This is a genomic window from Lactobacillus hamsteri DSM 5661 = JCM 6256, from assembly GCF_000615445.1.
GTDB classification, from domain to species: Bacteria; Bacillota; Bacilli; order Lactobacillales; family Lactobacillaceae; genus Lactobacillus; species Lactobacillus hamsteri.
This window is the reverse complement of record NZ_BALY01000006.1, coordinates 28,805-50,462: the sequence shown is the minus strand read 5'-3', so window position 1 is coordinate 50,462 and position 21,658 is coordinate 28,805. Positions and strand designations below refer to the sequence as shown.

Genomic DNA, 21,658 nt, shown 5'->3' with positions numbered 1-21,658 from the left:
AATTTAGAGGTAGAACATATGCATTACTTTATTACTACTCGTGAAGATTACAATACTTCCGCAATTGAATTAGCTCAAGTTAAAAGAATGCAAATTTTTGATGCATTAAATGTTCCGTGTAAGATTATCGAATTAGAGAAAAACGACTTTAATGTAGAAAGTCAGGATAAACTTGGTACTGCGGGAAGAGTAATTAATATTTTTCGTTATTTTCAAAATCTTCCTAACAAAATAGAAGTTAATACTGTTTCGGCATTAAATCATATTTTAAATAAGGAAGGCTTAATTCGAAAAGAAAATAATGCTTATTATAATGACAGAGCCGTAATCCAAGCACATTTGTATAATAATCGCCTATATTATGTTGATTTTCTTGATCAATATGGATTTACGGTTAAGCGGCAATTTTTCTTTAATAATCATGTTGATTACACTGAATATTTTGATGATCAAGCTCATTTGATGATTCGTGAATTTGCTGATAATGAAAATAATCCAGTTATTCGACAATATTTTTGTCAAAGCAATCAGAAAAAGCCAATGCTCACTTTGACTGAATTAAGAGTCGGTAATGATACACTGCGCTTTAATAAAATATCTGAATTTCAAGGCTATTTCTTGGATGAAATTGCAGAAAATGATCAAGCTGCAGTATTTTACTGTGATCGCTGCACGCAAGTTTTGCCAGCTTTTGAACAAATGAAAAAAATTGTTCCTAGTTATGTGATTTTCCATTCAGCATTGACACCATCGGGATATCTTGATGATCAAGTTTATACAGTATATCAACCTGTTACTCAACTAACTGAAAAGGGCAAACTTCAAGGAGTTATTTCTTCGACTACACGTGAAGCACAAGATGCAAAACAAGCTTTGAATGTGAAAAATTCTTATGCGATTCCAGTTACTTTTATTGATAAGAACATACAAGTAGATTTTGACAGTAGAATTCCTGGCAAGATTATTGCTGTGGCGAGGGTTGATGTGATAAAGCAACTAAGTCATCTTATTCAGGCAATTATTGATTTGCATGATGAACATCCCGAATTAGATTTATCAATTTATGGTAACAATACGGATGAAGCGGAAAATCAAAGATTACAAAAATTGGTTGCAGATAATCAGGCTGAAAATTATATTCATTTTTGCGGTTTTGCGCAAGACTTAGATGAAGTCTATAATTCCGCTCAATTAGAAGTTTTAACTAGTAAGAATGAAGGCTTTGCTATGGCGCTTCTTGAAGCACAGGCACATGGCTGTCCAGCTATCAGTTATGATATAAATTATGGCCCTGCGGATATTATTGCTGATGGAGTAAGCGGAAAATTAATTAAAGCGAATGACCAATCTGCTTTAAGAAATTCAATTGAAGAGTTAATCACCAATTCTAATTTGATGGCAGAATATTCTCAAGGTGCATATCAAAATTCAAAAAAGTTTGATTTTGATCATTTGAAAAGTACCTGGAATAATTTCTTAATAGAAGAAAGACTTGTTTAATTTGAAGTTTTTAGATAAGATTTTACTATCTTTTAATAAGGAATAGGGAGTTATGAGAAAAAAAGAAACTACAAGATTAACGATTACGGCAATCTTTGCAGCAATTTTGATTTTGCAAACTTTTGTCCCCAATATTGGTTATGTCAGAATTTTGCCAACTTTGCCGGCAATTACTACAATCCCCTTAACAATTGCAATCTATGGTTCATTAATGGGACCAAAATCTGGTCTGTTATTTGGACTCTTTTGGGGAATAACGCGATTAATTGTTGCCTATACTCAGCCTGGCGACATGGTTAGTTTAATGCTTTTTCAAAATCCAATAATTTCTTTAGTTCCTAGCATCGTGGCAGGGTGGCTTCCTGGACTAATTGGTAAATATATGCACCAAGAAGAAATTGGCTATATTTTAAGTGGTGCTGTAACGTCTCTTGCCAATACGTTTTTAGTAATTGGCCTGACTAGCTTATTATTTATGAATAATGCAGCAAGTTTAATAAAGTATCTTGGCAATACTACTGGCAGCAATTCATTATTTATCGTTTTAATTGTGGCTTTAGGAATAAATGGTGTTGTTGAGTCCGTTTTTACAGCAGTTTTAACGCCAATTATTGTTTTGCCACTTAAAAAGGTTTTAAAGCGTATAATGATTTAAAAAGGTATTTTGTTTTACTTAAAGGAGAAAAATTATGCCATTTGTACATATTGAATTAATTAAGGGCAGAACCGATGAACAATTAACTAAGTTAATGAAGGATGTTACCGACGCAGTTCATAACGATACTGGTGCTCCTAAGGAACATATCCACGTTATTATTAATGAATTAGGCAAGCATTCATACGGCAATAACGGTGAATGGAGAGCTTAATTAAAAATTCCAAAAGATCTTCAACGATTGATACATTCCCTGTCAAGTAGACAGTAGAATTACATAAAATTTTTAGTCCTCAGTTGATTATTAATCAGCTGAGGATTTTTTTAGCTTCTTTAATTTTCTTTTCGTGTATCTTTTGCCAGTATCTTTCAATTCGATGATTTGGTGCAATAGGACAACTCTTGATATTGTCTTTAAGTGCTTCTCTTCGCATTTCACCAGCTGTTAGCCCATTAAAACGTTTCTGTGGATCCTCATTAATGTAATAGTCAATAGTCTTGCAGATAGAAGCATTAAGCTCATCATAGCTCGCTGGTTGAGAATGAAGAACAACCCGCATTTCTTTAATGATGCCTTGCCAGCCCTCCATTGGACCGTTGTCAATACAGCAGCCAACACGCGACATAGATTGGATCATGCCTTGCTTTTCTAACTGATTTTGGAAAGGCGCACGAGTGAATTGAAAGCCGCGATCGCTATGAAAGAGCGGGTGGGCATTCGGATAAGCTTTAATGGCTTGCTTATAAGCTGATTGAACCAAGGCAGTATCGTTGCGCTTACTGATTGCATAACCTACAGGGTATCGATCATAAAGATCAAAGATCGTGCAAAGATATGCCTTAGGCAAGTTAGGAGCAGTGATCTCGGTGATATCCGTACACCATTTTTCGTTAGGCTTAGAAGCATTAAAGTTTCTCTTTAGTTTGTTTTCGGCTGTCTTCTCAGGCGTTGTATGCTTGAATTTAGGCTTCTGATATCTGGGCTTTTGGGAGCTGATGCCGTTAATGCGCATCAAGCGGTAAACAGTTTTATGATAAACTGGCTTTTCATCAGGCATTTGGCGATTAACAGCCATAGTCATTTTTTCCGTCCCGAACAGACTGTTGTTAGACTGAGCTATTTCGATAATTTTAGCTTCAATCCTTTTATCTCGCTCATCACGCTGACTAGATTGACGTTGAGGATCAAAATATTTGTAATAGGCTGAGCGGGCTATTTTAGCCCACCGGCACATTAGATCAATCTTCCAATTGTATTTTTGATGGCAATCATGAATTAGTTGATATGTTTCTATTTTCCAGCGTTTCTTTATTGCGGCTTGTCTATATTTTGGCTGTCCGGCAAGCACATCCTTTCTAGTTGATCTAATTTTTTTAGGAATTCATTCTTGGCTTGTTCCTCTTTCAGCCTTCGTTCCAGCTCTTTGATTCTGCGGTTGGCTAAATCTAGCTCACTAAGTTCTTCTGGCTGCTTGCGTTTGCCTCGTTTATCTGCTAAGCCAGCCTCACCGTCAGCTAGATATTTTTGTGTCCAGCTATAAACTTGTTGATAAGAGCATTTGAATTTAGCCGCGGTTTGTGAATAGTTCTTGTCGTGATCAAGACAGCACTGAACAATTTTGATTCTTTCTGGCTGGGAAGTTTTTCTTCTTGCTTTAGTCATATGGGCCTCCGGATGGGGATCATAGTCCCGATTTTCTATATGACTATTATACTTGGAAACCCATTTTCTTACTGTTTCTTGACTTCTAATCCCATACTTGTTGGCTAAAGAAAGCAGCGATCCATTGCCGTTTAAGTATTCCTGCACAACTTTTTCTTTGAATTCTTTAGAGTAATGCGCATTATATTTGGCATTGCTTAAGAAAGCATCCTGGCTGCTTTGATATCGGTGAGCCCATGTGGTTACTTGATCTTTTCCGTATTTTCCTGGCATCTTAAGTTGTCTGGATATTTCAACAGCACTCATCTTTCCATTCAAGTACTGTTCAACGGCCCATTTCTTTTGTTTAAATGAATACTTGCTTTTTCTAGACATAAAAAATCCCACCTTCGTGAATAATTGAATACTTTATGTATTTCAATTGTCCACTTTAGTGGGATTGTATCAGATGTTGAAGGTCTTTTTCATTTGGACAACTTATCTGCTTTAATAATGAATCGATATTTTTAATTATTAAAAGTAAGTATATAATAGTGCTATTAAGAACGATTTTTTAAAAAGCTGGTGAAATGATGTTTGATTATAGAAATAATATTAAAAGAATTTTATTAAAAACAGATAGTGATGATAAGAGTTTAGAAAATAGTTTGGCAGCCATTAAGACTATTGTCGCAATGGCAGATAATGATAAAACTGCTACAAGTACTAAGAAGACGAAAAAGCCGGCGAATACGGCAAGTATTGCACAAAATAATGCATATAATAAGGAAATAAAACAATTTTTGCGGGGATTAACTAAATTAATTGAAACTCCCGGTGACCCGGCTGCAAAAAATACATCTTTGTCAGCTCTTCATAAATTAACTTTTATTCCGGGAGTCGGCAAAAAGTTTGGTACTGAGTTGGGGCAGCTTGATCAAGCTATTCAAAAATCAATTGAAACAAAAGATGCAGTGAATTCTAAGATTTTCAAAGAAGCAATGAAATCAGCTCCCAAGCCCAAACGCGATTATCGTAAGGGTGAACGTTATACAATTATTCGATTGGTTTCAGGTGCAGATTTAATTAATGATAATGGTGAGACGGTATATACAGTTAAAGAATCACAAATTCATTCATTAAATTTAAAGAGTGGCGATATTGTTGAAGCGTTGGAAGATAATACTAATCAAAATTATGAAGCCGAAATCTTACGAGTTGTCGGTTTTAGAAAATTGAGAACTCGTGATTATGATCAGATTGAAGACTTTAAATATGCTGTTGTCCAAGGTAAGCAGGGACAATTGGCAATTACTCGCAATATTCGCGGCGAAAAATTACGAATTCGTGGCAAAGCAGTAACTATTCCTGTCGATTCAAGTTATTATCAGGGAGAAAATATTCATTTGGAGGATGGATCAATCGTTGATTTAGCTTGGTATACAGGGGATGTCCGCTTGAAAAAGAACCCTGCTGATGCTGTACAAATTCGTTGGATTTATCAAGTTGATCCGCCTAAGCATAGTAATGCTGCAAAGAAGAAAAAGGATAAAGATAAATCAGAAAATAATGAAGAATTAAGCAAGCTAGATATGGATCTTCATTATCAAAGAGTCGGAATTGCGATTGGCGATAATCAAAATGAAGCTATGCTAGAAGGAATTGTAACTCGCTATAATGGGATTCCAATTCCAATTGATGCTTTTGAAGGCAAAAAGAAGGTTATGGAAAATCAAATTAAAGATTTGGATATCGTAATTTTAGTTACCGCCTTTGCCGCTCATGATTCAACTTGGAACATTCGTGAATTTGCCAGCAAATACGGTGCGAAATTTGCAGTAAGTTCTAGCAAGGGATATCAATCATTTGAAAGAGCACTTTATCGTGCGGAAATGGGACTTCCGGCATATGAAGGCAATCAATCTATTGATTACAAAATACAAAAATAAATAATTTCTTATGTTTCTGTAATTCAGTTGCCATGGATAGCTAAAAATAGTTAGAATATAATTACTAACTAAAAGAAAGGACGCTCATATGACAGAAAACATTAAAAAACGTTCTTGGCTTAGATGGCTAATTTTTTTAATCGCACTTGAAATTGTAGCTATCTCAATTAACTTCTTCTACGGTCCAATTAATATTGCCGCTGGGGGTACAACAGGAATTTCAATTCTAGTTGATGCTGTTTGGGGCATTGACCGACCAATTACGGTATTTGTAGTAAACGTATTGATGCTGATAATTGCATGGATTTTCTTGGGAAAAACTACAACGCGAAATATTGCATTAGGTAGTTTGATTTTGCCATTTTTAATGGAAATTACGCCAAGTTTTAAAGTTGTAGAAAGTGACTTGCTTGCCGTTATTTATGGTGGAGCATTAATGGGATTAGGAGTTTCGCTTCTTTATCGAGTGAATGCTTCAAGTGGTGGTACGACAGTATTTCCAATGATTTTCAAAAAATACTTTTATATCGATCCTGCAATCGGCTTGCTTGGAATTGATATGATTGTTATTTTCTTGAACATTTTTGTTGATGGCTGGAACGCATTCTTCTTAGCTGCTTTTTCACAATTAGTGACTGCAATTACCATGAACTATATTGAAACTGGCTTTGACAAGAAATATCAAGTTAGAATCATGAGTAATGAAAAACTGGAAGAAATTCGTAAAAAGCTTCAAAAAGACTACCAAGGCCTCACAATTTATGACGTAGTTGGTGGTTATAGTGATGACAAGAAACAGCAATTATTAATTGTTGTTGATCGCAATGAATATGGCTTTTTAATTAGTAAAATTCATGAAATCGATCCGGATGCCTTTATTATTTCTTCCAATGTTTCCAAAGTTCACGGCGGACGTTGGGGAATCTAACTTTTTTCGTTGAAAAATTGTAATTATGGTAGTAAACTATAAGAGTTGTATTTGTGGAGACCTCCACATCTGCAACCGCACATTTCGAGGCAAGAAGTTCTTTTAGGAAAAAGACGCCCCGATTGGCGAGTCTAAGTATTTTTTTCGGAGGTGTACAAATGTACGCAATTATTAAGACCGGTGGTAAGCAATACAAAGTTGCCGAAGGCGACAGCGTATTTGTAGAAAAGCTTGATGTAGAAGAAGGTAAGGAAGTTACCTTTGACCAAGTTATTCTTGTTTCAGATGGCAAGGATGTTAAAGTTGGTGCTCCTTTAGTAGATGGCGCTAAGGTTACTGCTAAAGTTGAAAAGCAAGGCAAGGAAAAGAAGGTTGTAACTTTCAAGTACAAGCCAAAGAAGCACTCACACAGTAAGTATGGTCACCGTCAACCTTACACTAAGGTTACAGTTGAAAAGATTGAAGCTTAATTCAGAGGTGAAATGATAATGAATATTTTAGGTTTGAAGTTATTTGCCCACCACAAGGGTGGCGGTTCTACTGCCAACGGTCGTAACTCAGCTGGTCGTCGTTTAGGCGCTAAAGTTGGTGACGGTCAAGAAATCCACGCAGGTTCAATTATCTACCGTCAACGTGGTACTAAGATTCACCCAGGCCAAAACGTAGGTCAAGGTGGAGATGACACTTTGTTTGCATTGGTAAACGGTGTTGTTAAGTTTGAACGTCTTGGTAAGTTCAGAAAGCAAGTTTCTGTTATCCCAGCTGACGAAGCTAAGTAAGACGCAAATTAGGAGACAAGAAGCCACGTGCTTCTTGTCTTTTTTTGTATAATGATATAAAAGCAGAAAGAAGGGATCATAATGGAAAAGGCACAAGAATTATTAGCGCTCCTTAATAATCGCATCAAGAGAGTTGATGATTTGATTAAAAAGCAAAATGCGGATGCAATGATTATTATTAATCAGGCTAATTATCGCTATTTAACCAACTTTACCGGTGAAGAAGCAGAGTTGATTTTAGGCAAAGATGGCGAACGAATTTTGCTTTCAGATTCACGTTTTGCAGATCAAATTAAAGCTCAGGCTCCTGGTGAATTGACAGTTATCATGCAACAGAGTAGTGATGTTGCTGGCGAATTAACAAAGGCTTTGAAAAAGACAAATTATAAAAAGGTGTTAGTTGAAGCCGATGTCATGACTGCAGCTGTTTTTGCTCAACTTAAGAAGGATAATCCAGGTATTGAATTTATTTTTTCTGAACAATTAGTTGAACAAGTTAGAAACGTTAAAGATGAACTTGAAATTTTAGCTTTACGTAAAGCAATTGAGATTTCTATGGAAAGCTTTAAAGCAATTCTGCCAATGATTAAGCCTGGCGTTAGAGAAAGGACAGTTGGTGCGAAACTTGATTATTTATTTAAAGTTAATGGCGGAGATGGCCAGATTTTGATACAATTATAGCATCGGGCGTTAGAAGTGCTTGGGCACATGGAGTTGCCAGTGACAAGAAAATTGAAGATGGCGACATGATTGTGATCGACTTTGGAAGCTTTTATAATGGCTACGCTGCTGATATTACTAGAACAGTAGCTTTGGGTAATGTTGATGCAGAAATGCATAAAATTTATGATATTGTTCATGAAGCTCAACGCCGTGGAATCGAAGCGGCCGTTATCGGTAATACAGGAAAAGATGTAGATAAAGCGGCTCGTGATTATATTACTGAGCAAGGCTATGGTGAATATTTTGGTCATGGCATAGGTCATGGAATTGGACTTGAAATTCATGAATTATGTCAACCTGCTTTGCCTTTTGGAAAAGAAAAATTGGTTAATAATATGGTCCATACGGTTGAACCAGGAATTTATTTACCGAACAAAGGCGGAGTTAGAATTGAAGATGATATTTTGATTCATGATCAAACACCAGAAACTTTATCGAATTTACCAAAAGATGAACTTCTTTCTCTGTAAAAATATAGCCAAATGGCGCTCAAATTGGTAACATATATTATATAGAAATGAGGGACTTATATTATGACAATGATTTCAGTTAACGAATTCAAGAACGGTTTAACCATTCAATACAATAATGACTTGTGGAGAATCGTTGAATTCCAACACGTAAAACCAGGTAAAGGTAGTGCTTTCGTACGTTCAAAGCTTAAGAGTTTGAGAACTGGTGCAGTTCAAGAAAATACTTTCCGTTCAACTGCTAAGGTTGAAACTGCAGATATTCAAACTAAATCAATGCAATACTTGTACAATGATGGTTCAAGTTACGTATTTATGGATACTAACACTTACGATCAATTATCTATTCCTAACGAACAAGTTAAGGAAGAAAGTAAGTACTTGCTTGAAAACATGGAAGTTAACGTAATTATGCACGAAGGTGAAACTTTAGGTATTCAATTGCCTAACACTGTTGACCTTAAGGTTGCTAAGACTGAACCTAACATCAAGGGTGACACTTCTTCAGGTGGTGGTAAGCCAGCTACTATGGAAACCGGCTTAGTAGTTAACGTACCATTCTTCATTAACGAAGGTGACGTATTAACTATTAACACTGCTGACGGTACTTACGTATCACGTGCAAATAAGTAATTTTTTGAGGTACAAAAATGGCAGATAGTTCAAAGATTCTCCTTAGTGGTGAAGAAAACGGCGAACAAATTAAGATTGATCCAAGTGTCCTTGAAGTCATTTTGGGAATTGCTGCCGAAAAAGTTGACGGCGTGGTCAGCATGCGCGGTAATTTAACCTCCGGCATCAAGAGAGTATTAGGACATAGCGACCATGGCAAAGGCGTTAATGTTGCTGTTGACGAAGATGGTCAATTAGTTGCTGATATTTATGTATATGTTGAATCTGGCGTCAATGTTCCGACTATAGCATGGGATTGCAAAAGGTTTTGAAAGCTCAATTGGTTCAAATGACAGATTTGACACTTAAAGCAATCAATATTCACGTTGTTGGCTTAGTATTTCCAGAAGATGAAGATACTGAAGAAAATGAAACAACTGAACTGTTTCCAAAGGACGATCAGGAGTAATTAATGAATCAACACGAAAGTCGTAAAGTTGCTATGCAAGCAATCTTTCTGGCTAATCAAGATCCAGAATTGACTGCCGCAGAGGTTGAAGTTAAGATCGTTGAAACGCTTAATCTTAAGCAGCTTTCTGCCTATTCAAAAACTTTAATTGAAGGCGTAATGTTTAAGCGCGAAGAACTCGATTCTGATCTTTCTGCTCACCTTAAAAAAGGTTGGACATTAGATCGTGTTAGTGCTATTACAGTAGCAATTTTAGAAGTTGCTTTGTATGAAATTAAAAATAGTGCTGAAATTGAGCCAAAAGCAGCGGTAAACGAAGCTTTGAACTTATGCGATGAATTTGCTGATCCAAAGGCAAAACCATTTATTAATGGTGTATTAGCAAACTTTGTTGAACAATAACTAATAGCCGGCAGCATGTTGCCGGCTATTTTTTGATAGTAAAGGAAATGATTTAATGGGAAAAATTCTTGATGGTAAAGCTTTCGCAAATTTAAGAGCAGAAAAACTTAAAGAAAAGGTTAAGGATTTAAAAGCGCAGGGGATAACACCTCTTTTTTGCGTAATTAATGTAGGGGACAATAAAGCCAGCAAAATTTACGTACGTACAAAAAAGCGCCGTGCAGAAAGCGTAGGAATAATTCAAAAAATTTACCAGTTGCCAGAAGATGAAAAAGAAGAAGATTTATTGGCCTTAATTGATAAATTGAATGCTGATCCAAAAGTATATGGCGTAATGGTACAATTACCAGCCCCTAAGCAAATTAATGTTGATCGCGTACTTGAAAGAATTGATCCCGAAAAAGATGTTGATGGTTTAACTCCAAGCAACATTGGTCGTTTGTGGCAAGGAAATCATTTTGTTGAACCAGCAACTGCTGACGGCATTCTTGCTCTTTTAGATCATTATAATATTGATTTAAAGGGTAAAGATGTTGTAGTCATCGGACGTAGCAACATTGTAGGCAAGCCAGTTGCTGCGCTTATGCTTGAAAGAGATGCTACAGTTTCGATTTTGCATTTAGAAACTAAGAACTTATCTCAATATACTAAAAATGCGGATGTCGTTGTTTCAGCTGCTGGACAAGCCGGTTTGGTAACAGCTGATATGGTTAAAGACGGTGTTATTGTCATTGATGTTGGTATTAATCATGTTAATGGACATTTAGTTGGGGATGTTGATTTTGATAGCGTTGCACCTAAAGCTAGCTATATTACCCCTGTTCCAGGTGGCGTGGGTCCATTAACAGTTGAATTCTTGATGGAACAAGTTATAAAACTAACAAGGAGAGCTAATGGCATCAGAGAATAAGTATCTGACAGTTACGGATTTGAATTATTATATTACGCAAAAATTTAAAAACGATCCGTATTTGCATAAAGTTTTTCTTCAAGGTGAATTATCAAATTTTCGCTATAGAAGAAATTCTCATCAGTATTTTTCACTAAAAGATGACAAGTCAAAAATTAATGTGGTAATGTTTCGTTCGTATTTTGATAAGGTGAAATTTAAACCTGAAGAAGGTATGAAAGTTTATGTTACAGGATATGTTAGTGTTTATGGCCCACAGGGCTCGTATCAATTCTATGCAGAAAATATGGAGCCTGCAGGATTAGGTGCTTTGTATGAACAATTAAAACAACTTCAGGCTAAGCTCGCTAAAGAAGGTTTATTTAATCCAGAACATAAAAAGCCTTTGCCACGTTTTCCAGATAAAATTGCTGTTGTAACTAGTGCTTCAGGAGCCGTTATTCACGATATTATGGTAACAGCCAATCGTCGTTTCCCTCATGCGGAGATTGATTTGTTTCCAGCCAAGGTTCAGGGAGATACAGCTGCTGACAGTTTAGTTGCGTCTATGCAGCAAATTGCTGCTCGAGGCGATGAGTACGACGTAATGATCATTGGACGTGGTGGTGGTTCCCTAGAAGATTTATGGCCATTTAATGAAGAAAAAGTTGTGCGTCAAGTTTACGATATGCAAATGCCGGTTATTTCTTCTGTTGGACACGAAACGGATACCACCTTATGTGATTTAGTTGCGGATGCTCGTGCTGCTACTCCAACAGCGGCTGCTGAATATGCTACACCGAATTTAGCTGATGAGCTTGTGACTATTAATCAATTGCGCAGTCGTTTAATTAGTAGTATGCAGGCTAATATTCGTGAAAAACGTGATCGTCTAAATCGTGTCAATAATTCAGTTATTATGCGGGAACCAATGAGACTATACGATCAACAGATTCAAATGGTTGATATGCTGAAAAATCGTCTATTCAGTGTAATGCAAAATATTACTAATAATTCTCGCCAAAATTATAATCTTTTGAATCAAAAGTTAGTGGCTTCTAGTCCTCAAAAGATGATTTCACAAATGCAACAACAAAATTCGTTTGCAACTAAAAGATTGCTTGATAATATGAAGCATTATTTAGTTGGAAAAAGAAATACCTTTAGTAAGACTGTTCAACAGTTAGATGACTACAGTCCACTTAAAACTCTAGAGCGTGGTTTTATTTATACAACTGATGAAAAAGGCAAAACAATAAGCTCTATCAATCAGGTTGCTAAGAATAGTGAAATTAATTTGCATTTTAAAGATGGGCAAGCTAAAGCTATTGTGACAGAAACGAGGAAAAATTAATGCCAGCTAAGAAAAATAACTTTGAAGAACAATTAAATGATTTAGAAAAAATCGTTACTAATTTAGAAAATGGTAATGTTCCATTAGAAGATGCCTTAAAGGAATTTCAAGAAGGGGTTAAAATTAGTCGTGATTTAGATAAAAAATTAACCCAAGCAGAAGAAACCGTAGCTAAATTAATTGATAGTGACGGTACTGAACACAAACTTGATCCAAATAATGCATCTGCACCAGAGGAATAATTATGTCAGCATTTGAATATTTTCAAGAAAACTGGACGCCAGTTATTAATGACTTTTTAGAAAAGCTTTTAAAAGATGAAGTTGATGATCATAAAATCAGTCAGATTATGGCTTATTCGGTAATGGCAGGTGGCAAGCGCTCCGTCCGTTGCTCTTTTTGTCAACTTTAAATACTTTAGGTAAAAAGATAGACGAATCAGAAATTAGAATTGCTTGTGGAATTGAACTAATCCATACTTATTCATTAATTCATGATGATTTGCCTGCCATGGACAATGATGATTATCGTCGTGGCAAGTTAACTAGCCATAAAAAATGGGGCGAAGCTGAAGCTATTTTGGCTGGAGATGCTCTTTTGCCAATGGGAATCCAATGGATAGCTGAAGGAAGTCAATCTGCAGAATTAGTTTCAATTATTACAAGAGCTGTAGGCCCAAACGGGATGGTAGGCGGTCAATACTTAGATATTGATTCAACCAATAACTCTAGCGTGTCTAATGATGACAAGTTTATTAATCGTATGGAATGGCTTAAAACAGGCTGCTTAATTGAAGCAAGTGTTGAAATGGCAGCAGTTTATGCTAAGGCTAGCGATATTGAAAAGGTTAAGCTTGTTGATTTTTCACGAGTATTTGGCCGTGCTTATCAAATTTATGATGATTTAGTTGATATTGTTGAAACTAGCGAAGAAGCCGGCAAGGCAACTCATAAAGATGAAGAAGAAGGCAAAAATAATACTTTGACTCTTCTTGGAATTGATAAGAGTCGTCAAAAGTTGAAAGAATTAATTAACGAAGCCAAGGATGATCTTAAGGATCTTAATAGTGAAGTTTTGCTTGGTTTCTTGGATCTTTATAAAAAGGTGCTATAAATGGCAAAAAAGAGAGCAGATGTTTTATTAACTGAACAAGGTTTGTTTCATTCACGTTCGCAAGCTCAACGTGCAATAATGGCTGGCTTGGTTCAAGATCATAATCATCAAAGAATTGATAAAAGTGGAACACAATTTCCAGTTGATGAAAAATTTATCATTAAAGATGATGGTAAAAAATACGTTTCGCGTGGTGGCTTTAAATTAGAAAAGGCCTTAAAAGTATTTGATATTAATTTAAACGATAAGATTTGTTTGGATATTGGTGCTTCAACAGGCGGTTTTACTGATGTTGCGCTTCAAAATGGCGCTAAGATGGTTTATGCCCTTGATGTTGGCTACAATCAATTAGCTTGGCAGTTGCGTGATGATCCGCGTGTTATTGTGATGGAAAAGCAGAACTTCCGTTACAGCAAGCCTGCTGATTTTGATCAAGGATTGCCAGATTTTGCCATGACAGATGTTTCTTTTATTTCGCTTGATTTAATCATGCCACCAATGTATGACATTTTGAAAGATCAATGTGATGCCGTTTGCTTGATTAAGCCACAATTTGAGGCAGGACCGGAAAATGTTGGTAAGCATGGTATTGTTCATGATCATGAAGTTCATCGTGCTGTAATTGAACATACAATGAATGAAGCAATGAAAATTGGCTTTGATGTTTTAGGAATTGATTATTCACCAATTAAAGGTGGCAAGGGAAATATTGAATTTTTAATTCACCTTAAAAAAGATGAAGCAAATCCTGGTCAAAATCTTTGGAATGGTTCACCGGCAGAAGTTGTTGAGCGGGCTGTGAACGGTCTTTAGGAGAGAAAAACTATGTTAGTTGAACTGGATATTAAAAATTTTGCCATTATTAAGACTTTGAAGGTTCGCTTTCAGGAAAAAATGACTGTTTTAATCGGTGAAACAGGTGCTGGTAAGTCTATTCTTATCGATGCAGTTTCACTTTTAATGGGTGGACGTGGTCAAAAGGAAATGATCCGTTCAGGTGAAAAAAAGGCAGTCGTAACGGGACTTTTTGAACTTGAAGATCAAAAAAAGCAGATTGCGGAATTATGTGAAGAGTATGGCCTGCCACACGATGACGATCAGTTGGTTATTAGTAGAGAATTGGCTAATAAGGGGCGCAATGTTGTTCGTATTAATGGGCAGCTTACTACAATTAATGTTTTGCGAAAAATTGGCAATTATTTAGTTGATATTCACGGACAAAATGATCAGCAAATCTTAATGGATCAAGATCGTCAGATTGATTTAGTTGATAATTATGCTCCTAAGTCTTTTAAAGAGAAATTAGCAGATTATCAAACAGATTTTTATAAGTGGCAAAAATTAACAGCACAGCTTAATCACTTAAAAAAGGATGCGCAAGAGCTAGCTCAAAAGCAAGACATTTTGCAATTTCAGAATAATGAACTTGAATCAGCTGACTTAGAAGATCCAGATGAAGACGAAAAGCTGGAAGATGAATTTAATGAATTAAATAATTATCAAAAGATTGCTGATACGGCCAATTATTTTATGCAGCTTTATGACGATGATGAGCATGGGATTGCTACATTATTGGGGGATGCCCAAAATGCTGCAACGGATTTAACTGAATTTGGCAATAAATTTAAAGATTTTGCCAAAACAGTTGATGATGGAGTTTATGCCTTAAATGATGCACGGAGTGAACTGTCGTCATTAATGGATCAAATGGATTTTGATGAAGAAAGATTCCAATATGTTACTAATCGTTTGGATACTTTGAATTCGTTAAAGAAAAAATATGGTCCGACTCTAGCAGATGTTTTTAAATTTTATGAGAAGGTTCAAAAAGAATTAAATAGCTTTGAAACAGGCGGATTAGATGAAGAAAAACTACAAAGTGAAATTTCTGCATTAGAAGAAAAATTAACTAAGAAATCTAGAGAGCTTCATTTAATTCGTGAAAAAGTTGCCCAAAATCTGGAAGAACAGATTAAGCATGAATTAACCGACCTTTACATGGAAAAGGCACGTTTTTCAATCAATTTTGAAGAAACAAAATCTTTTGCCGAAAAAGGAACGGATTCAATCGTCTTTTTGATTGCACCTAATCCGGGTGAAGATTTAATGCCATTAGTTAAAATTGTTTCTGGTGGGGAACAATCACGTCTTATTTTAGCCTTAAAGTCAATCTTTAGCCGTGTAGAACCAGTTGGGACGATGATTTTTGACGAAATTGATACGGGGGTTTCAGGTCGAGTTTCAGCCGCGATTGGTAGGAAGATGCATTCAATTGGCGAGCATAAGCAAGTTATTACCATTACTCACTCACCGCAAGTTGCTGCTGCAGGTGATCAAAGATATTTGGTAGCAAAGCAAGTTAAAGATGGCGCAACTTTCACACAAGTCGGCCCTCTTTCTAAGGAAGAAACAATTACAGCTATTGCCCAAATGATGGCGGGAAGCGATGTTACAGCGGCTGCAAAGCAAAATGCGGTTGATTTGATGAAGAGCTTTAAAGAAGATGAATAATTTTTAAGATGGAAATATTATCAACCGGCAATACTTGAAAATATGTCGTTTTTAGTGCAAACTATTTATATTAGTATTTGTAGGAGAGTTCGGCATGGCACATAAAGGTTTATTACTTGTGCTTTCAGGTCCTTCAGGTGTTGGTAAAGGAACTGTTAAAAGCGCAATTGTTGAAAACAAGGTATTTCCATTTGAATATTCAGTTTCAATGACAACTCGCAAGCCTCGTCCAGGTGAAGTTGATGGTCAAGACTATTACTTCGTAAGTGAAGATCGTTTTCAAGAAGCTATTAAACAAGGCGAGCTTTTGGAATATAATGAATATGTTGGCCATCATTATGGTACGCCGCTAGCACCTGTTAAGAAGATGCTTGATGAAGGTAAAGATGTTTTGCTTGAAATTGACGTTAATGGTGCGCAAAAGGTACGTGAAAAAATGCCAGATGGAGTATTCATTTTCTTGACTCCACCTGATTTGCATACTTTGCATTTACGTTTGGAACGTCGCGGTACTGAATCTGAAGATGTTATTCGAGGTCGTATCAAGCAAGCACGTAAAGAAATTTTAGTTATGCAGGATTATGATTACGCTGTAGTAAACGATACTGTTGCTAATGCAGTTGATCATATTAAAGCAATTGTTGATGCTGAACATGTTAGCGTTAAACGTGTGATTGATGATTACCGCAAAATGGTCGAGGAGGACTAATTATGAGAATTACATACCCATCTATTGATAAATTGCTTTCACGTGTTGATTCACGTTACTCATTATCAGTTTTAGCTGCTAAGAGAGCACATGAACTTGAAGCTGGTGACCCACCAACAATGAAGAATTTTAAGTGTGATAAATACGTTGGCAAGGCACTTGAAGAAATTGCTGCTGGTAAGGTTACAGTTGACCCAGCTCACGCTGAAGTTAATCTTGAAGATTAGTAATAATGATTTTAATGACCTCCATCGCTGGATGGAGGTCATTTTTTGCAAGGTGATTAAATGATTGCTCAGGTAATTGTAGATGTTGCTGCCAAACAGACTGATCGCATTTTTGAATATCATGTTCCTGATAAGTTAAAAGATGTAGAAATAGGCTCAAGAGTTTTTGTGCCATTTGGGCCAAGAAAAGTGCAGGGATTTGTAGTTGGCTTAACCCAAAACAGTGAATATAAAGGCAAATTAAAAGATTTGCTGCTGGTTGTAGATGAAATGCCACCGTTAACGCCTGAATTAATAAAATTGTCAGCTGATTTAGCACAAAAAATTTTTGCCTATCGAATTACTATTTTAAAGGCAATGTTACCACGATTAATGCGTGCAAATTATCGTAAAATCTTGACGCCTATTACGGCAGAAGCAAAAGAATTACCTTTGTTTCAAGGTGATCCGGTTGATTTAAATAAATTGACTGATGTCGATCAAATTGCTCTTGCACGCAAATTATTAAGAAATGATCAGGCTAAAATCGAATACTTGGTTGAAAATAAAGCTAAAAAGAAAACTGAAAATGAATATTCATTGGCCTTAGATAAAGATGAATATCAAAAGATTTTAAATAGTTTGCGCCAAAATGCGTTAAAGCAAAGAGAACTGTTAACGGATATTATTGATAACTTTAATGAATATCCAAAAAAGCAATCAAATATAGAATCAGAATTAAAAATTAAAACTTCTGTGCTGACAAGTGCGGTGAAAAAAGGTTGGCTTACTAAAGATGCTGTTGAAGTATACCGCAATCCTTTAAGTGGCTTTGATGATGAAGTAAAAGACAAGAAAGTAATTTTAAATGATGAGCAGCAATATGCTCTTGATCAAGTTGCCGAATCTATAAAAAATAAGCAAGCAAAAACATATTTATTAGAAGGAATAACCGGTAGCGGAAAAACGGAAGTTTATTTACATGCGATTAGCAAGACTCTTTCTGATGGGCGTAATGCTTTAATGCTTGTGCCGGAAATTTCTCTTACTCCGCAAATGGTTAGACAAGTGAAAGCACGTTTCGGTGAAAATGTTGCTGTTCTTCATAGTGGACTCTCTGATGGTGAATTATATGATGAATGGCGCAGAATTCGTCGTGGTGAGGTTAGAGTAGTGGTTGGCGCGCGTAGCGCCGTTTTTGCACCTTTAAATAATGTGGGATTAATAATTATCGATGAGGAACATGAATCTTCATATAAACAAGAAGACAATCCTCGTTATCATGCTCGTGACGTAGCTATTTGGCGCAGCAATTATAATCATTGTCCGTTAGTTTTGGGAAGCGCAACACCATCTTTAGGAAGCAGGGCCCGTGCACAAAAAGGCGTATACCAACTTTTACGTTTAACTAAACGTGCCAATAATAAAAATTTGCCAGAAGTTCATTTGCTTGATTTAAAACATGTTCAATTTGCGGGCGGACAATTTGATTTATCTGTTGAACTTGTCGAAGCAATTAAAGATCGCTTGGAGAAAAAGGAACAAGTGATTTTAATGCTCAATAGGCGCGGATTTGCTAACTTTATGCTTTGTAGAGAATGTGGCTATGTCATGAAATGTCCAAATTGTGACTTGTCGCTCACCATGCATAAGGATACAGGCATGATGCAGTGCCATTATTGTGGCTATAAAGAAGCAATTCCAACACGCTGCCCAAATTGTCAAAGCGCGAAAATTCGCTTTTTAGGTTCAGGTACGCAGAAAGTTCAAGAAGAACTTGAAGAATTGATGCCTGGAGTTAGAATTTTGCGGATGGACGTGGATACTACGCGTCGAAAAGGAAGTTATAAAAAAATCTTAGATGCATTTGGTGATCATGAAGCTGATATTTTATTAGGAACGCAAATGATTGCAAAGGGCTTGGATTTTCCAAACGTAACTTTAGTAGGCGTAATTAACGCGGATACGGGATTATGGCTTCCGGATTATAATGCTTCAGAAAGAACATTTGAATTGTTAACGCAGGTTGCGGGAAGAGCAGGCCGTGCTGAAAAAACGGGTGAAGTTATTATTCAAACTTATAATCCTGATCACTACGCGATTCAATTATCACAAACACAAGATTATGAACGTTTTTATGGTTATGAAATGCGAGTTCGTCATGAAGGAAATTATCCACCATATTTTTATACCGTATTAATTTCGATTGCATCAAAAAAAGAACAGAATGCGGCGAAAGAAGCATTTAATATTAAACGTAAGTTGGAACGCAATTTACATCCTGATACAATTATTTTAGGTCCAACGCCAAGTGCAATTTCTCGCTTAAAGAATCAATATTATTATCAAATACTGGTAAAATATAAAAAAGAAATGAATTTGAATACCTTATTGCATCAAATTCAAGATTCAGCGCAAGAAATTAAAAAATACGGATTAAACGTTTATATCGACAATGAACCAGAACGAATTATTTAAGGAGGAATCTTAATGAATTCAATTATTTTTATGGGAACCCCAGATTTTTCTGTTCCAGTATTAAAAGGATTAGTTGAAGAAGGCTACGATATTAAGGCTGTTGTTACTCAACCTGATAAAAAAGTGGGACGTAAGCAAAAGATAACTAAAACTCCTGCAAAAGTAGCAGCAGAAGAACTTAATTTACCTGTTTATCAGCCAGTTAAATTATCTGGCTCAGAAGAACTTAATGAATTAATTGATATGCATGCTGACTTTATTGTTACAGCGGCATACGGCCAATTTTTACCAACTAAATTCTTAAATTCAGTAAAAATTGCTGCTGTGAATGTTCATGGTTCTCTTCTTCCTAAATATCGTGGTGGTGCACCAATTCAATATTCATTAATTAATGGTGATAAGCAAACTGGTGTAACTATTATGGAAATGGTTAAAAAGATGGATGCCGGCGATATGTATGCCCAAAAGGCAATTGATATCGAACCTGAAGATACTGCTGGCAGCATTTTTGAAAAATTGTCATACATTGGCCGTGATCTTTTACTTGAAACTTTGCCAAAAATTGTAGATGGTACAGCAACTAAGACACCACAAGATGAAAGCAAGGTTGTATTTTCACCTAATATTACCAAGGCACAAGAAAGAATTACCACAGAAATGACTGCTGAAGAAGCAAATAATTTACTCCGTGGTTTAAATCCAGATCCAGGTGCCTACATGATGGTTAATGGTAAGCGACTTAAGGTTTGGAAAGCCGAAGTTGCTGATGACTCAACTGATTTAGAAGCTGGTTGTGTAGTTGATAACAAAAAACGTTTTGCAATTAGCTTTGCTAACGGTACAGTCTTAAACTTGCTTGAATTGCAACCTTCAGGCAAAAAGAAGATGCCAGTCAAGAACTTTTTAAATGGCCAAGCAAGTAAGTTTACAGTAGGAGAAAAAATTGTCGAAGACTAAAACTGCCCGTTCTATTGCCTTAGAAACTTTAATTCGTGTTTTACAAGATGGATCATATTCAAATATTAGTTTGAATAATAATTTGCGCCATTCTAATTTATCTGTTGCTGATCAAAATCTTGCTACACGTTTGGTGTATGGTACGATCCAATATCGAATTTATTTGGATTATCAATTGCATGATTTAATAAAGACAAAGTTAAGTGAAAAATACTTAAAGCCACTTTTGTTAATGTCTGCTTATCAAATTTTATTTTTAGATAAAGTGCCAAATCGAGCAGTTCTTGATGAAGCCAATAAACTTGCTAAGCAATTTGGTAGACATCATTCTTCAGGATTTAGAATTGTAAATGGAATTTTACGTTCTTTAACAAGACGTGGCCCGATTTTGCCAGATAAAAGCAATCCAGTAAAATATTTAAGTATTAAGGAAAGTATTCCTGAATGGCTTGTTAAATACTTTATTGATAATTGGGGCGAAAAACGCACAGAAAATATTTTAAATAGTATTAATAAACCAGCAAAAAATAGTGTGCGTCTATCTAGTCTTTCCCGTTTTCAAGATACTTTATCGCAACTTAGAAAATTAGGGTATGATCCAAAAGAGTCGGGATTATCTAGCCATGATTCTATACTTGCTCATGGTGGAGTGGCTGAAACTTCGCTTTTTAAAGAAGGAAAATTAACAATTCAAGATGAAGCTGCTAGTTTAGTTGTTGATGCGTTTGATTTTTCTGGTGATGAACAAGTATTAGATGCATGTAGTGCACCTGGCGGAAAAACTGTTCAAATTGCGGAGCATTTAACTACAGGTGAAGTTACAGCCTTAGATATTCATGAAAAGAAATTACGTTTAGTTCGTCAAAATGCTAAAAGAATGGGCGTGGCTGACCATGTAAAAACAGTAGCTATTGATGCAAGAAAGGCGAATGAGTACTTTTCTGATAAACAATTTGCTAAAATACTGGTAGATGCGCCATGTTCTGGTTTAGGATTATTAAGAAGAAAACCAGAAATACGTTATACAAAAAATAAAAATGATTTATTGAGTTTGCAAAAAATTCAATTAGCTATCTTAGATAATGTTAGTCGAATTCTTGAGAAAAATGGTGAGTTAGTTTATTCAACATGCACAATTTCTCACGAAGAAGATGAAGATGTGGTTAAGCAATTTTTGAAGCATCATCCTGATTTTGAACTTGTGCCATTTCAATTGGAAAAAATTGGCACTAAGACTGGGATGCTGAAAATTTTGCCAGATAGCTATGGTAGTGATGGCTTCTTTATAGCCAAATTTAGATTACGAGGTTAA

Annotated in this window: 21 protein-coding genes, 3 pseudogenes and 1 other annotated feature; of the genes and pseudogenes, 22 read left to right on the top strand and 2 right to left on the bottom strand. The window is 35.9% G+C overall.

Annotation, left to right across the window (positions count from 1 at the left end; all coding sequences use genetic code 11):
* Positions 1-18 precede the first annotated feature (18 nt).
* From JCM6256_RS02790 to thmT, 3 genes are read left to right on the top strand one after another with little or no spacing between them, the layout of a single operon-like run.
* On the top strand, positions 19-1,500 hold the full coding sequence (locus tag JCM6256_RS02790) for a glycosyltransferase (protein ID WP_025080304.1): 1,482 nt from the start codon (positions 19-21) through the stop codon (positions 1,498-1,500).
* Between the two features lie 52 nt (positions 1,501-1,552).
* Positions 1,553-2,155 carry an ECF transporter S component gene (locus tag JCM6256_RS02785; protein ID WP_025080303.1) on the top strand — a complete coding sequence of 201 codons (603 nt, stop codon included), beginning with the start codon at positions 1,553-1,555 and terminating at the stop codon, positions 2,153-2,155.
* A 34-nt stretch (positions 2,156-2,189) separates the two neighbouring features.
* A complete protein-coding gene (thmT, locus tag JCM6256_RS02780) occupies positions 2,190-2,369 on the top strand; it encodes a 2-hydroxymuconate tautomerase (protein ID WP_025080302.1) in 180 nt (59 codons plus the stop codon).
* A 94-nt stretch (positions 2,370-2,463) separates the two neighbouring features.
* Here the strand turns inward: thmT and JCM6256_RS02775 are convergent, their stop codons facing one another.
* Positions 2,464-3,504: an IS3 family transposase gene (locus JCM6256_RS02775; protein WP_155833146.1), complete on the bottom strand. Its 1,041-nt coding sequence runs from the start codon at positions 3,502-3,504 to the stop codon at positions 2,464-2,466.
* On the bottom strand, positions 3,465-4,193 hold the full coding sequence (locus JCM6256_RS02770; protein ID WP_025080300.1) for a helix-turn-helix domain-containing protein: 729 nt from the start codon (positions 4,191-4,193) through the stop codon (positions 3,465-3,467). The genes JCM6256_RS02775 and JCM6256_RS02770 overlap by 40 nt, the downstream gene beginning before the upstream one ends.
* A gap of 197 nt (positions 4,194-4,390) precedes the next feature.
* Here JCM6256_RS02770 and JCM6256_RS02765 point away from each other — a divergent pair, with 197 nt between their 5' ends.
* From JCM6256_RS02765 to rsmB, 19 genes and pseudogenes are all read left to right on the top strand, one after another.
* On the top strand, positions 4,391-5,746 hold the full coding sequence (locus JCM6256_RS02765) for a DUF2325 domain-containing protein (RefSeq protein ID WP_025080299.1): 1,356 nt from the start codon (positions 4,391-4,393) through the stop codon (positions 5,744-5,746).
* A gap of 88 nt (positions 5,747-5,834) precedes the next feature.
* Positions 5,835-6,674: a YitT family protein gene (locus JCM6256_RS02760; RefSeq protein WP_025080298.1), complete on the top strand. Its 840-nt coding sequence runs from the start codon at positions 5,835-5,837 to the stop codon at positions 6,672-6,674.
* 63 nt (positions 6,675-6,737) lie between these two features.
* Positions 6,738-6,817 (top strand) — a sequence feature (ribosomal protein L21 leader region).
* A 15-nt stretch (positions 6,818-6,832) separates the two neighbouring features.
* On the top strand, positions 6,833-7,144 hold the full coding sequence (gene rplU / locus JCM6256_RS02755; protein WP_025080297.1) for a 50S ribosomal protein L21: 312 nt from the start codon (positions 6,833-6,835) through the stop codon (positions 7,142-7,144).
* An 18-nt stretch (positions 7,145-7,162) separates the two neighbouring features.
* Positions 7,163-7,453, top strand: coding sequence for a 50S ribosomal protein L27 (gene rpmA / locus JCM6256_RS02750; RefSeq protein ID WP_035438206.1), 291 nt, complete (start codon positions 7,163-7,165; stop codon positions 7,451-7,453).
* 81 nt (positions 7,454-7,534) lie between these two features.
* Positions 7,535-8,646, top strand: a pseudogene (locus JCM6256_RS09520) (M24 family metallopeptidase).
* 63 nt (positions 8,647-8,709) lie between these two features.
* The gene (gene efp, locus JCM6256_RS02740; protein WP_025080295.1) at positions 8,710-9,279 is read left to right on the top strand and encodes an elongation factor P; all 570 of its coding nucleotides are present in this window, start codon (positions 8,710-8,712) and stop codon (positions 9,277-9,279) included.
* A 17-nt stretch (positions 9,280-9,296) separates the two neighbouring features.
* Positions 9,297-9,727, top strand: a pseudogene (locus JCM6256_RS09515) (Asp23/Gls24 family envelope stress response protein).
* Positions 9,728-9,730: 3 nt separating this feature from the next.
* The gene (gene nusB, locus JCM6256_RS02730) at positions 9,731-10,129 is read left to right on the top strand and encodes a transcription antitermination factor NusB (RefSeq protein ID WP_025080294.1); all 399 of its coding nucleotides are present in this window, start codon (positions 9,731-9,733) and stop codon (positions 10,127-10,129) included.
* Between the two features lie 55 nt (positions 10,130-10,184).
* Entirely contained in the window at positions 10,185-11,039 is an 855-nt protein-coding gene (locus JCM6256_RS02725; RefSeq protein WP_025080293.1) for a bifunctional methylenetetrahydrofolate dehydrogenase/methenyltetrahydrofolate cyclohydrolase, read from the top strand.
* On the top strand, positions 11,023-12,372 hold the full coding sequence (gene xseA, locus JCM6256_RS02720) for an exodeoxyribonuclease VII large subunit (protein WP_025080292.1): 1,350 nt from the start codon (positions 11,023-11,025) through the stop codon (positions 12,370-12,372). Before JCM6256_RS02725 ends, xseA begins: the two co-directional genes overlap by 17 nt.
* Positions 12,372-12,614: an exodeoxyribonuclease VII small subunit gene (locus JCM6256_RS02715; RefSeq protein ID WP_025080291.1), complete on the top strand. Its 243-nt coding sequence runs from the start codon at positions 12,372-12,374 to the stop codon at positions 12,612-12,614. The genes xseA and JCM6256_RS02715 overlap by 1 nt, the downstream gene beginning before the upstream one ends.
* Before the next feature lie 2 nt (positions 12,615-12,616).
* Positions 12,617-13,485 (top strand): annotated as a pseudogene (locus JCM6256_RS09510) (polyprenyl synthetase family protein).
* Entirely contained in the window at positions 13,486-14,298 is an 813-nt protein-coding gene (locus JCM6256_RS02705) for a TlyA family RNA methyltransferase (protein ID WP_025080290.1), read from the top strand.
* A gap of 12 nt (positions 14,299-14,310) precedes the next feature.
* Entirely contained in the window at positions 14,311-15,996 is a 1,686-nt protein-coding gene (gene recN, locus JCM6256_RS02700; RefSeq protein WP_025080289.1) for a DNA repair protein RecN, read from the top strand.
* Positions 15,997-16,090: 94 nt separating this feature from the next.
* Entirely contained in the window at positions 16,091-16,705 is a 615-nt protein-coding gene (gene gmk / locus JCM6256_RS02695; RefSeq protein WP_025080288.1) for a guanylate kinase, read from the top strand.
* A gap of 2 nt (positions 16,706-16,707) precedes the next feature.
* Positions 16,708-16,932 carry a DNA-directed RNA polymerase subunit omega gene (rpoZ, locus tag JCM6256_RS02690; protein WP_025080287.1) on the top strand — a complete coding sequence of 75 codons (225 nt, stop codon included), beginning with the start codon at positions 16,708-16,710 and terminating at the stop codon, positions 16,930-16,932.
* Between the two features lie 60 nt (positions 16,933-16,992).
* Positions 16,993-19,389 carry a primosomal protein N' gene (gene priA, locus JCM6256_RS02685; RefSeq protein ID WP_025080286.1) on the top strand — a complete coding sequence of 799 codons (2,397 nt, stop codon included), beginning with the start codon at positions 16,993-16,995 and terminating at the stop codon, positions 19,387-19,389.
* 12 nt (positions 19,390-19,401) lie between these two features.
* Positions 19,402-20,346 carry a methionyl-tRNA formyltransferase gene (fmt, locus tag JCM6256_RS02680; RefSeq protein WP_025080285.1) on the top strand — a complete coding sequence of 315 codons (945 nt, stop codon included), beginning with the start codon at positions 19,402-19,404 and terminating at the stop codon, positions 20,344-20,346.
* On the top strand, positions 20,333-21,658 hold the full coding sequence (gene rsmB / locus JCM6256_RS02675; RefSeq protein ID WP_025080284.1) for a 16S rRNA (cytosine(967)-C(5))-methyltransferase RsmB: 1,326 nt from the start codon (positions 20,333-20,335) through the stop codon (positions 21,656-21,658). The genes fmt and rsmB overlap by 14 nt, the downstream gene beginning before the upstream one ends.